General features: G+C 38.1%; 6 protein-coding genes, 21 tRNA genes and 1 rRNA gene. 1 reads left to right on the plus strand and 27 read right to left on the minus strand.

The features are described 5' to 3' along the window. Positions 1-202: 202 nt before the first annotated feature. Positions 203-916 carry a lipase family protein gene (locus J2Z26_RS14460; RefSeq protein ID WP_193536056.1) on the plus strand — a complete coding sequence of 238 codons (714 nt, stop codon included), beginning with the start codon at positions 203-205 and terminating at the stop codon, positions 914-916. A 49-nt stretch (positions 917-965) separates the two neighbouring features. Here the strand turns inward: J2Z26_RS14460 and J2Z26_RS14465 are convergent, their stop codons facing one another. The 27 genes from J2Z26_RS14465 to rrf all read right to left on the minus strand — a co-directional run. Then, positions 966-3356 (minus strand): glycogen/starch/alpha-glucan phosphorylase, encoded by a 2391-nt coding sequence (locus J2Z26_RS14465; RefSeq protein WP_193536058.1) that lies wholly within the window; start codon positions 3354-3356, stop codon positions 966-968. Continuing rightward, on the minus strand, positions 3331-4794 hold the full coding sequence (gene glgA, locus J2Z26_RS14470; RefSeq protein WP_193536060.1) for a glycogen synthase GlgA: 1464 nt from the start codon (positions 4792-4794) through the stop codon (positions 3331-3333). Before glgA ends, J2Z26_RS14465 begins: the two co-directional genes overlap by 26 nt. Continuing rightward, positions 4791-5807, minus strand: coding sequence for a GlgC family sugar phosphate nucleotidyltransferase (locus J2Z26_RS14475; protein WP_193536062.1), 1017 nt, complete (start codon positions 5805-5807; stop codon positions 4791-4793). Before J2Z26_RS14475 ends, glgA begins: the two co-directional genes overlap by 4 nt. Before the next feature lie 54 nt (positions 5808-5861). Next, the gene (locus tag J2Z26_RS14480; RefSeq protein ID WP_319638045.1) at positions 5862-7001 is read right to left on the minus strand and encodes a glucose-1-phosphate adenylyltransferase; all 1140 of its coding nucleotides are present in this window, start codon (positions 6999-7001) and stop codon (positions 5862-5864) included. Next, on the minus strand, positions 6949-8883 hold the full coding sequence (gene glgB / locus J2Z26_RS14485) for a 1,4-alpha-glucan branching enzyme (protein WP_193536066.1): 1935 nt from the start codon (positions 8881-8883) through the stop codon (positions 6949-6951). Before glgB ends, J2Z26_RS14480 begins: the two co-directional genes overlap by 53 nt. 548 nt (positions 8884-9431) lie before the next feature. Next, a tRNA-Glu gene (locus tag J2Z26_RS14490) sits at positions 9432-9503 on the minus strand. Positions 9504-9519: 16 nt separating this feature from the next. Next, positions 9520-9610: transfer RNA gene (locus J2Z26_RS14495), tRNA-Ser, on the minus strand. Positions 9611-9614: 4 nt separating this feature from the next. Then, positions 9615-9689 (minus strand) — tRNA-Asn (locus tag J2Z26_RS14500). 33 nt (positions 9690-9722) lie between these two features. Beyond that, a tRNA-Ile gene (locus J2Z26_RS14505) sits at positions 9723-9799 on the minus strand. Positions 9800-9822: 23 nt separating this feature from the next. Continuing rightward, a tRNA-Gly gene (locus J2Z26_RS14510) sits at positions 9823-9896 on the minus strand. Positions 9897-9903: 7 nt separating this feature from the next. Next, a tRNA-His gene (locus J2Z26_RS14515) sits at positions 9904-9979 on the minus strand. 26 nt (positions 9980-10005) lie between these two features. Further along, positions 10006-10081 (minus strand) — tRNA-Phe (locus J2Z26_RS14520). A gap of 31 nt (positions 10082-10112) precedes the next feature. Continuing rightward, a tRNA-Asp gene (locus J2Z26_RS14525) sits at positions 10113-10188 on the minus strand. Positions 10189-10190: 2 nt separating this feature from the next. Continuing rightward, a tRNA-Met gene (locus J2Z26_RS14530) sits at positions 10191-10267 on the minus strand. A gap of 64 nt (positions 10268-10331) precedes the next feature. Beyond that, a tRNA-Ser gene (locus J2Z26_RS14535) sits at positions 10332-10424 on the minus strand. Between the two features lie 14 nt (positions 10425-10438). Then, positions 10439-10515 (minus strand) — tRNA-Ile (locus J2Z26_RS14540). Between the two features lie 39 nt (positions 10516-10554). Beyond that, a tRNA-Met gene (locus J2Z26_RS14545) sits at positions 10555-10631 on the minus strand. Positions 10632-10678: 47 nt separating this feature from the next. Beyond that, positions 10679-10754: transfer RNA gene (locus J2Z26_RS14550), tRNA-Ala, on the minus strand. 14 nt (positions 10755-10768) lie between these two features. After that, positions 10769-10845, minus strand: a tRNA-Pro gene (locus J2Z26_RS14555). 10 nt (positions 10846-10855) lie between these two features. After that, positions 10856-10932, minus strand: a tRNA-Arg gene (locus J2Z26_RS14560). Positions 10933-10939: 7 nt separating this feature from the next. Next, a tRNA-Leu gene (locus J2Z26_RS14565) sits at positions 10940-11028 on the minus strand. Positions 11029-11051: 23 nt separating this feature from the next. Then, positions 11052-11126, minus strand: a tRNA-Gly gene (locus J2Z26_RS14570). An 8-nt stretch (positions 11127-11134) separates the two neighbouring features. Next, positions 11135-11218 (minus strand) — tRNA-Leu (locus J2Z26_RS14575). 18 nt (positions 11219-11236) lie between these two features. Beyond that, positions 11237-11312, minus strand: a tRNA-Lys gene (locus J2Z26_RS14580). Between the two features lie 178 nt (positions 11313-11490). Beyond that, positions 11491-11566: transfer RNA gene (locus tag J2Z26_RS14585), tRNA-Thr, on the minus strand. 60 nt (positions 11567-11626) lie between these two features. Next, positions 11627-11702, minus strand: a tRNA-Val gene (locus J2Z26_RS14590). 9 nt (positions 11703-11711) lie between these two features. Continuing rightward, positions 11712-11808, minus strand: a 5S ribosomal RNA gene (gene rrf / locus J2Z26_RS14595); the annotation flags it as partial.

Here is an 11808-nt window from a genome sequence, read left to right on the forward strand (position 1 = left end):
GGATTTCAAAAAGGGTGGAGAATAGTCGGGTATACAAAGGAAAAGAGAATGTAAGAATTAACGCACATAAAATTGATAAACGATTTATGTAGATGAAATCAGGTATGGCATTCTGACTTAGCAGGGATTTAAGGTGTCATGTTTTTATTATCACTATGCATTTCTTTTCATAAAATAAATTAACTTGAAAGGAAGTGGGAGAATGAGGATTAAAAAGGATGAAGCACTTTTGCTAGCAAACTGTTGTCTTCTAACATATACGCAATACGATAAGAAAGGGGAATTTACTCCTCCGAAAGGTTTCAAAGTTGTCGATACCTTTAAAGCTGATGTCTTTGGTTCGAAAGAGTGGTTTGGCTTTATCATCGAATCTTTAGACTCAATAATTGTAGCCTTTCGAGGAACAGTCTCAGACCCAGATTGGATTGCAGACGCTGATATTATTGAGCATCCCTTTCCATACTCTACAAATAAGAGTCTAGTACACGGGGGCTTTCTATCAATTTATGAATCATGTAGAGACCAACTCCTATCAAAGCTATCTTCTCTATCGGCACAAAAACAGCTATACGTAACAGGTCATAGTTTAGGGGCTGCATTAGCTGTTTTACATGCTATGGATATCTATGAAAATACAGATTTTAAGGAACTAACACTATTTACATTGGCCGGTCCACGTGTAGGAAATGGTGAATTTGCATCATTGTATAATCGTAAAATTAAAAATTCCATACGATTTGTCAATGCAAATGATATCATTCCAATGCTCCCTCCTAAAAGGATTTATAACCCCTTAACAGAGAAATATAGTTCTTATCGACATGTTAAAAAGCAAGTAAGCTTTTCTCACCAAACAGGGACACTTAGAGGCAATCATAGCATTTATACTTATATAAAAGGCCTGGAAGAATTATAAAGTACAAAAAAGAGGGTGCACCCAGAGAAGTGCCCCTCTATTTCATAGTTTATGAATCTATTTTCCAGATGTGTTTAGCATACTCACGAATCGTTCGATCACTTGAAAAGTAACCTGAGTGAGCAATATTTAATAGACTCTTCTCCAACCACTTACTTCGGTCTTGATAAGCATCGTTAACCTGCTCCTGTGCTGCCACGTAAGAAGCAAAATCTCTAAGAACAAAATATTGATCATTCTGAGTTAGAAGAGAGTCATAGATTGCTTCAAAGTCTCCCTCAGTTTCTGGGAAATGACCGTTAATTAGTTGTTCTAAAACCTTGCTAATTCGTTTGTCATGGTAATAGTATTCGTTTGAATAATATCCCCCATTTTGATAATAGTGAAGAACTTCCTCAGCCTTTAATCCAAAGGTGAAAATATTTTCATCGCCTACAGCATCTTTGATTTCAATATTCGCACCATCCAATGTACCAATTGTTAGAGCACCATTCATCATAAACTTCATATTGCCGGTTCCTGATGCTTCTTTACTAGCCGTTGAAATTTGCTCACTAACATCTGCTGCTGGAAAAATATCCTCTGCAATCGATACACGATAGTTTTCAATAAAGATCACCTTAAGGAACTCAGAAGTTTGCTTATCACTATTTACCTTCTCAGCTACAGAGTTAATCAGTTTTATTATCTTTTTTGCATAATAATAGCCTGGGGATGCTTTTGCCCCAAAAATAAAGGTTCGCGGGTGAAACGTAAAACTGGAATCTTCTTTCATTCGATTATATAAGTACATGATATGTAGAACATTTAATAGCTGACGTTTATACTCATGTAGACGTTTTACCTGTACATCAAAAATTGAATAAGGATCAACCTTAATACCCGTTTGTGCTAGGATACGTTTTGCCAAAATCTCTTTTCTAGATATTTTCACATCATAAAGTCTCTCAAGTATAGTTGGGTCATATCTATAATTCTTTAATTCTAGTAAAGACTTGGGCTCATAAATCCAATCGTTTCCTATTGTTTCAGTAAGCAGTGCTGCCAATTGAGGATTAGCCTTTAATAACCAACGTCGGTGAGTAATTCCATTCGTTTTATTATTGAATTTGTCAGGGTAGACCTCATAAAATAATTTCATTTCGCGTTTTTTCAATATTTCAGAATGTAGCTTAGCTACACCATTCACACTATAACTTCCTACAATCGCTAAATGTGCCATTTTAACAACACCGTGTGCAATAACGGCCATATTCTCAATTCGATTCCAATCCCCTGGATACAGTTTCCAAAGTTCCTTACAAAAACGCTCATTTATTTCTTCTACAATCATAAAAATTCTTGGTAATAAAGGCTTAAAAATATAAATTGGCCATTTCTCTAATGCCTCAGATAAAGTGGTATGATTCGTATAAGAGATCGTTTTGGTTGTAACCTGCCATGCTTCATACCATCCCATACCTTCCTCATCCATTAATATCCTCATTAATTCCGGTACTGCTAATACTGGGTGTGTGTCATTAATATGGATGGCTACTCCATTATGCAAATCTTCCAGGCTACCATGTGTAGATTTATAATTTCGTAATATACTTTGTAAACTAGCTGAAACTAAGAAGTACTGCTGCTTTAACCTTAAGATTTTCCCATCATCATGGGTATCATCAGGATATAAAAACTCTGATACCGCTTCTGTTTCTCTCTTATACTCTAAAATGTTCTTATTATGAGGGAACGGGGATGGTTCTGCATTCCATAGTTGAAGTGTATTAACTGATTCTGTACCATAACCAATTACAGGAATATCATAAGGAACAGCCGTTATCTTCTCTGCATTTACATGTCTAAATTTAAGCTTCCCTTCATGATAGAAGGACTCAACTTCTCCCCAGAAACTTATCTCTGCAGCTTGATCAGATTTTCGTATCTCCCAGACATTTCCGTGACGTAACCATTGCTCTGGGTATTCAACCTGATATCCTTCTATTATCTTTTGGTCAAATAATCCATGTTTATAACGGATGCCACAACCGTGTCCTGGTAAGTTTAGGGAGGCTAATGAATCAAGAAAACATGCTGCTAATCTTCCTAAGCCCCCATTACCTAATCCAGCATCTGCTTCAGCCTCTTCAATATTCTTTATGTCAATGCCTAGCTCTAACAGACCTTCTTCTACAATTTGATTTATTCCAAGGTTTATAAGGTTATTTCCTAATAATCTCCCAAGTAGAAACTCAATTGATAAATAGTAAACCTGCTTCTGTTTACTACTTCGATATTTCTCATTCGTTTGTATCCAGTTTGAACTAATATACTCTCTTACTAAACTACCCAGTGTATTATAATGATCTCTACTTGTCGATTCAGAGAAACTTTTTCCAGACAGCATTTCAAGTCTATTGCAAAATACCTTCTTAAACGTCTCTTTGTTGGTGAACATTCATTCCACTCCTAACAAGTAAACCTGCATAAAGCTGATTATATTTAAAAGCAGATTGTGCCCAGCTATAGTCACGTGACATTGCTTCTCCAACTATTTTTGACCATACTTCCCTATTTTGAAATAAGTCAATTGCACGATCAACAGTGTAGAGCATATCATGTGCGTTAAAGTTCTTAAAACTAAAGCCATTTCCGATACCAGTGCTTTCATTATAGGAGAGAACAGTATCATTTAAGCCCCCTGTTTCACGAACAATCGGAATCGTACCATAACGTAAAGCAATTAGTTGCCCTAATCCACATGGTTCAAATTTTGAAGGCATTAAGAATAGATCAGAACCAGCATAGATTTGGTGTGCTAATTTTTCATCAAAACCAATAACTACTTTTAACTTAGTCGGATAGTGGTGAGCTAAAGTTAAAAAGATATTTTCATATTTCTCATCACCGGTTCCAAGGATAATTAACTGTAGATCCTTAGATAACATTTCTTCTATTACATGTATGATTAAATCGAGACCTTTTTGTTCAGTTAACCGTGAGATAATTGATACTACAGGTATATCTTTTCGTTTCGGTAACCCAAATTGCTTCTGTAATGATTGTTTATTCAATTCTTTATTTTTCATTTTCGTGTAATCGTATTTCTTCGCAATCAGGTCATCTGTCTTCGGGTTATATATCTCATCATCTATCCCATTTAAAATCCCAACTAACTTATCATTATACTTTCGTAATAGCCCATCTAATTTTTCACCATAGTACTTGCTTTGAATTTCATCTTTGTAGGTTGGACTAACGGTAGTAATTAAATCTGATGAGACAATAGCTGCCTTCATAAAGTTTACGTTCCCAAAGAACTCAAGTTGATCACTTGTAAAGTATTCCTCTGACAGGTTTAACAAATCTCCTAGGATTCCCTTTGGAAATACACCTTGGAATTGAAGATTATGGATGGTAAAAATCGTACGAATGGAAGAATAGTCTTCTTCTTTATACTCATGTTTCAGTAAAAAGTTTACCATTCCAGTGTGCCAGTCGTGACAATGAATAATATCCGGCATAAAGTCAATGTTAGGAATAGCTTGTAAAACCGCATGGCAAAAGAAAGAAAACCTTTCACCATCATCATAGTACCCATAAAGGCGATCTCTATTAAAATAATACTCATTATCGATAAAATAATAAGTGATTCCCTCATAAGTTAAAACCTCTATACCACAGTATTGAGATCTCCAACTTAGTTGAACGTTAAACTCACACACTTTATCCATCTTTTCTTTAAATTGTAAGGGGATTTGCCCGTATTTCGGCAGCATAATCCTTACGTCTGTTCCCAAATTTTTCAGTTCCTTTGGAAGGGCACCAGCTACATCTGCTAAACCACCTGATTTTATAAAGGGAACACACTCTGATACTACAAATAGGACTTTCACGATTTCATCAACGCTCCTTGTAAGGTTCCTTTACGAACTACGTAAGGAGAAAACTTACTTCCCTGGAGAGATACATTATTCTCTACTTTTACATCTTTGTCAAAAACAACTGCATCTAGTACACAATTTGTTCCAATAACGCTTTTTTGCATAATGATGCTGTTTTTAATAAACGTTCCTTTACCTACCTTAACACCTCTTGAAATAATACTATTTTCTACATGTCCTTCAATTACACATCCATTAGCGATCATTGAATTTTTTACAACTGCATCTTTTGTATATTTCGTAGGTGGCTCATCTTTCACCTTAGTATAAATCGGACTATATTGTAAGAATAATTGTTTCCAAACAGTTGGATCTAACAACTCCATACTGTGTTTATAATAGCTTCCTATAGAATCAATTACTTTTACATATCCGCGATATTCATAATCACATATCTTAAAGGTATGCTTATGGTCCTGGACTACATCTTGAATGCTATAGTATCCTGTAGCATCTTGTGCTGTAATCAAATCAATCAGAAGCGAAGTTTCTAGGATATACATCTCTAGCGATTTGCCCAAATGACGAACTTCGGTTATATCACACTCTTCTTCAATATGTCTTTTTAATATCTTCTTATAATCGACATTACAGACAGTGTAACTGTTTGTGATCAACGTGTACTTTTGAGTACTTCGATAAAAGTAATCCATATGATTACGAAACTGCTTAAACGAACCTTCTTCTTCAAAATTTGAGGAGGGAAAGAAAAATAATCCATCTCTTTTTCTATTTAAATCCCACTGCTTCCCGGATCCAATATGATCCATAAGAGAACGGTATTGATATCTCGGAAAGATGGCTACACTTTCAATTCCGGAGTTAACCATGTTAGACAAAACAAAGTCAACTAATCTATATCTACCTGCAAATGGAATAGCTGCCATTGATCGATTTATTGTTAAATCACTGGTAGCCTCTCTATATGTTGTTGCATCAATGACTCCAAGCAAGTTCTTTATCATTTTACTCATCCTCTCAGGGGCTATTTTCAATTCTGTCCATAACCCTATTCATCTTTATTTATTTACCATAATCATGTCTTCTGTAACGAGGACAATGTCATCTTCCTGTTCGGAACGAATGACCGTCCCATCTGGAATGTGAATTCCTGGTGGAATAATGGCTCTCTCAATAAAGACATTCTTTCCGATTTTTGCATCTGGCATGATTACAGACTCTTTTATAATAGAGCCCTCACCAATATGTGAACCTTGAAATAAAACAGAATGGTAAGCACTTCCTTCAATTACACAACCTTCATTTACAAGCGATTCATTAACATCCGCAGATGGAGAGATAAATTGTGGTGGTTGATTTGGATTAACCGAATAAATGCGCCAAGATTGATCAAATAAGTTTAATTTGGAATCCTCACTTAATAAGTCCATATTAGCTTCCCATAAGCTTTTTACGGTTCCTACATCCTTCCAATAGCCCTTAAAAGGATATGCAATTAACTTTTTCTGTTCTTTTAATAAGAGCGGAATAACATCCTTGCCAAAATCATGACTTGAATCTTGATTTTGGTCATCTAATTCTAAAAACTCCTTTAGAACAGACCATTTAAAAATATATATGCCCATAGATGCTAAGTTATTTTTTGGATATTCGGGTTTTTCTTCAAATTCTATAATCTCCATGTCCTCGTTTGTATTCATAATGCCAAATCGGCTTGCTTCATCCCAAGGTACTTCAATGACTGAAATAGAAACATCTGCATTTTTACTAATATGAAATTCTAGCATCTTAGCATAGTCCATTTTATAAATATGATCTCCTGATAAAATCAATACATATTCTGGGTCATATTGTTTTAAATAGGTTACATTCTGATAGATTGCACTGGCCGTACCAGAATACCACTTCACACCTGAGGACTCTGCATATGGAGGAAGAACTGTGACTCCACCATGTCTACGGTCAAGATCCCAAGCACTACCAATACCAATATAAGAATGTAGTAGGAGAGGTTGATATTGTGTAAGCACACCAACAGTATCAATTCCTGAATTTGTACAGTTACTCAGAGTAAAGTCAATAATTCTATATTTTCCACCAAAAGGAACAGCAGGCTTTGCCAGGTCTTGAGTTAATGAATTTAGCCTACTCCCCTTTCCCCCTGCCAATAGCATTGCGACGCACTTTTTTCTGATCATCATTATTTTTCTCCCCTCTGCGTTTAATTGGACGTACAATCGAAATACCAAATGGCGGGATTGTCATTTTAATGTGATAAGGTTTGCCATGGTACGGTCCTTCTTCACCAATCAGGTTCCCTTTGTTTATTTGACCAGAACCACCAAAGGCTATATCATCACTATTCAATACTTCTTTATAAGAAGATAATAACGGTACTCCCACTTTGTATTCATGGTAGGTTTCAGGTGTAAAATTACACACAGTGACTGTTAAATCATTCTCTTTCTTTCCTTTTCGTATAAAAGAAAATATGCTTTGGTCATAGTTGTTAACATCAATCCATTCAAAGCCTTCATCAGAATTGTCTAACTCATATAAAGACCGCTGCTTTTTGTATACCTTGAATAACTCTTTAACATACGCTCTTATATGTTGATGCATTCTGAAATCATCAAGGTTCCAATCAAGCTCGCTATCATCCTTCCACTCAGAAAATTGACCGAACTCTCCACCCATGAAAAGAAGCTTTTTTCCAGGGTGTGTAATTAGGTAGCCATACAAGAGCCTTAACTGAGCAAACTTATCCCAATAATCACCTGGCATTTTATCAAGCATTGACCTTTTCCCATGTACTACTTCATCGTGTGAAAAGGGTAAAATAAACTTCTCTGAAAATGCATATAAAAGGGAGAATGTCACTTTATTATGTAGATTTTTTCTCTCATATGGAGAAGCTTGCATATATGTTAAAATGTCATTCATCCAACCCATATTCCACTTATACGAAAATCCTAGGCCACCTTCACTCACGGAACTAGTAACCTTTGGCCAAACAGTAGAATCCTCGGCAATCATAAGTACAGATTGATCGAACTCGCGAATTGCACTATTTAGCTTTTTCAGAAACTCTATTGCAAATGGATTAGATCTTTGTTCACCCTCATGACTAGTAGGCCAATAAATCATGTTTGCCACTGCATCTACTCGGAAACCATCAATATGAAAATAATCTATCCAAAAGAGTGCATTTGAAATTAAAAAACTTTGAACTTCCGGCTTTGATAAATCAAAGTTTGCTGTACCCCACACTTTGTTTTCGCGATCATGACTAAAGCTATATTCGTAGGTAGGCTTTCCATCAAATAAATATAAACCGTGAGAATCCTTACAAAAGTGTCCTGGTACCCAATCCATGATGACACCAATACCATTTTGATGACATTGGTCAATAAGATACATTAACCCATGAGGCGTCCCATAACGACTAGTTGCAGAGTAATAGCCAGTCCCCTGGTATCCCCAAGACTTATCAAGTGGATGTTCTACAAGTGGTAAAAGTTCTATATGAGTAAAACCATGCTCAAGAACGTAAGGTATAAGAAGTTCTGATAGTTCTTCATATGAATAATAGGTACCATCAGTTTTTACTTTCCATGAACCTAAATGCACTTCATATATATTTAAAGGCTTATCATGAGTAGACCTTTTATTTCTTTGCCATGCCCTATCATTCCATTTATAGCCTTCAAGATTATAAATAACAGAAGCTGTTGCTGGTCTAATCTCAGAATAGAAAGCAAAAGGATCCGACTTTAAGAGAATGTCACCACGGTCAGTAGTTATCTCATATTTATAGATGTCTCCTTCAACTAATCCAGGGAAAAAATTTGTCCAAATTCCCTCATTATTTATCTTATCTAATGGATGATGTTCTCCTTCCCACTGATTAAAGTTACCTACAATATTTACTTTTGCAGCATGAGGTGCCCAGACAGTGAACTGTGTTCCCTCCACACCATTTTGCAATGTAAGATGTGCCCCAAATAACTGGTAGCTTTTAAATAGATTTCCTTCATGAAATAAATGAATATCATGACTAGTTGGAAGAGTTAAGATCACTCGTATCCACCCTTTCTATAACGTTTAGTTCGATCATTATTTATTCATTTTACAAGCAATTGTAAGTGTGAAGAGGTATTTTTGTATGACATTATTTTACAAAATATTCTTTTCCACCATTAATTGTTATTGCTAGATAACATTCAATTATTATTGCAAACGATTACATTATTTTTATGAAAAAAGTATTTCACTATTTGTTTTATAAATAGTCTTTACAAGTATAGTTACGGGTAAAACATTGTTATAACAATCTTTGATTGATGCTGGATTCGTCTTCATGAAGAGGGATTATTGAGAAAAAATATAGTAAATATTATAAATTATCAGCTAATTTGTTATAGTAAAGCAGTAAACGCAAAAGCGTTTTAGTCAAAAAGCAAATATTGTCGATAAAAAACTAGACACAAATTGTTCAATATGGAAAAGACAGATGAGTGGATAAGAGTGAATAATGATTCATAAGAGGAAGCTAGAATAGGTTAAGTAGACGATATAGGAAAAGAAAAAAAGCGCAACGAGTAATTAAACTCGTTACGCTTTTTTGATGACCCATACGGGATTCGAACCCGTGTTACCGCCGTGAAAGGGCGGTGTCTTAACCGCTTGACCAATGGGCCATAAATAATGTTCTTATGGCGGAGAAGGAGGGATTTGAACCCTCGCGCCGCTCACGCGACCTACACCCTTAGCAGGGGCGCCTCTTCAGCCTCTTGAGTACTTCCCCATAATGGCTCCACAGGCAGGACTCGAACCTGCGACCGATCGGTTAACAGCCGATAGCTCTACCACTGAGCTACTGTGGAATAGTGAGAATAGAATCATTCATAGGTTATGAATGGTGGGCCTAAATGGACTCGAACCATCGACCTCACGCTTATCAGGCGTGCGCTCTAACCAGCTGAGCTATAGGCCCTAATAAGTTTAGGTTAAAGTAAATGGAGCGGGTGATGAGAATCGAACTCACGACATCAGCTTGGAAGGCTGAGGTTTTACCATTAAACTACACCCGCAGTTGTATGGGGCGACTGATGGGAATCGAACCCACGAATGCCTGAACCACAATCAGGTGCGTTAACCACTTCGCCACAACCGCCACAATTATTAAATTAGAGAATAAAATGGTGGCTCAGGACGGAATCGAACCGCCGACACAAGGATTTTCAGTCCTTTGCTCTACCAACTGAGCTACTGAGCCATATAAAATATTTGTTGTTTTGAATAACTAATGGCGGTCCCGACCGGGATCGAACCGGCGATCTCCTGCGTGACAGGCAGGCATGTTAACCGCTACACCACGGGACCATTGGTTGCGGGGACAGGATTTGAACCTGCGACCTTCGGGTTATGAGCCCGACGAGCTACCGAACTGCTCCACCCCGCGATAATAAAAATTATAAATGTATATGTTTTGCTGAAGATTTTAGCCATCATTTCAAATGAGATAATGGCGGAGGAAGAGGGATTCGAACCCCCGCGGGCTTTAACACCCCTGTCGGTTTTCAAGACCGATCCCTTCAGCCGGACTTGGGTATTCCTCCGTATAATTAACTAATGGTGGACCTTGTAGGACTCGAACCTACGACCGGACGGTTATGAGCCGTCTGCTCTAACCAGCTGAGCTAAAGGTCCTAAGAGAAGATATTAAGTGTTAGTTTGTTCTAAATAATATGGTAGCGGCGGAGGGAGTCGAACCCACGACCTCACGGGTATGAACCGTACGCTCTAGCCAGCTGAGCTACACCGCCATATTAAGAAGTGCAAGGAAAATTATTTTCACTTTGTGAGAATAATTTGGTGGAGCCTAGCGGGATCGAACCGCTGACCTCCTGCGTGCAAGGCAGGCGCTCTCCCAGCTGAGCTAAGGCCCCAAATAGTTTTGAAATGGTCGGGAAGACAGGATTCGAACCTGCGACCCCTTGGTCCCAAACCAAGTGCTCTACCAAGCTGAGCTACTCCCCGTAAATATATATGGCGCGCCCGAAAGGAGTCGAACCCATAACCTTCTGATCCGTAGTCAGACGCTCTATCCAATTGAGCTACGGGCGCATATAAATGGTGCCGAGGACCGGAATCGAACCGGTACGGTAGTCACCTACCGCAGGATTTTAAGTCCTGTGCGTCTGCCAGTTCCGCCACCCCGGCACATAAAGAAAGCAGACTGTTTTTGGAGCGGAAGACGAGGCTCGAACTCGCGACCCCCACCTTGGCAAGGTGGTGTTCTACCACTGAACTACTTCCGCAAAAATATTGGTGCGGGTGAAGGGACTCGAACCCCCACGTCATGGACACTAGATCCTAAGTCTAGCGCGTCTGCCAATTCCGCCACACCCGCAAATGAATAAAATTAAAATGGTGAGCCATGAAGGATTCGAACCTTCGACCCTCTGATTAAAAGTCAGATGCTCTACCAACTGAGCTAATGGCTCTTAATAATAAGAGATTGTATTTCATGTTAAAGCTTGATAGGTAATTGGGCAAGAGCATCTAATACGTGTCCTCATCTCAGGAAGCTTATGCAAGTAGCAGCTCGATGAGTACAATTCGTAGATTATTCAAGATGTATCGCTCATTGCTCTACCAACTGAGCTAATAGCACGTACAAAGTGGTGCCGGCGAAAGGAGTCGAACCCTCGACCTACTGATTACAAGTCAGTTGCTCTACCAACTGAGCTACACCGGCGTATTTTAGAAAGTGTCAATTTATTTTAAGGAAAGTTATTTTCGCTTCGCGAAAAAACATTGGTGGAGGATGACGGGATCGAACCGCCGACCCCCTGCTTGTAAGGCAGGTGCTCTCCCAGCTGAGCTAATCCTCCATTTAAACAGTCTAGCAACGTCCTACTCTCACAGGGGGAAACCCCCAACTACCATCGGCGCTGAAGAGCTTAACTTCCGTGTTCGGCATGGGAACGGGTGTGACCT

Source organism: Cytobacillus luteolus (genome assembly GCF_017873715.1).
Lineage (GTDB): Bacteria > Bacillota > Bacilli > Bacillales > Bacillaceae_L > Bacillus_BV > Bacillus_BV luteola.

Bases quoted from the DNA above. Each gene is read 5' to 3' on its own strand.
- J2Z26_RS14480 (WP_319638045.1), bottom strand. From the start codon at position 7,001: ATGATCAGAAAAAAGTGCGTCGCAATGCTATTGGCAGGGGGAAAGGGG.
- J2Z26_RS14465 (WP_193536058.1), bottom strand. From the start codon at position 3,356: ATGTTCACCAACAAAGAGACGTTTAAGAAGGTATTTTGCAATAGACTT.
- J2Z26_RS14475 (WP_193536062.1), bottom strand. From the start codon at position 5,807: ATGATAAAGAACTTGCTTGGAGTCATTGATGCAACAACATATAGAGAG.
- J2Z26_RS14460 (WP_193536056.1), top strand. From the start codon at position 203: ATGAGGATTAAAAAGGATGAAGCACTTTTGCTAGCAAACTGTTGTCTT.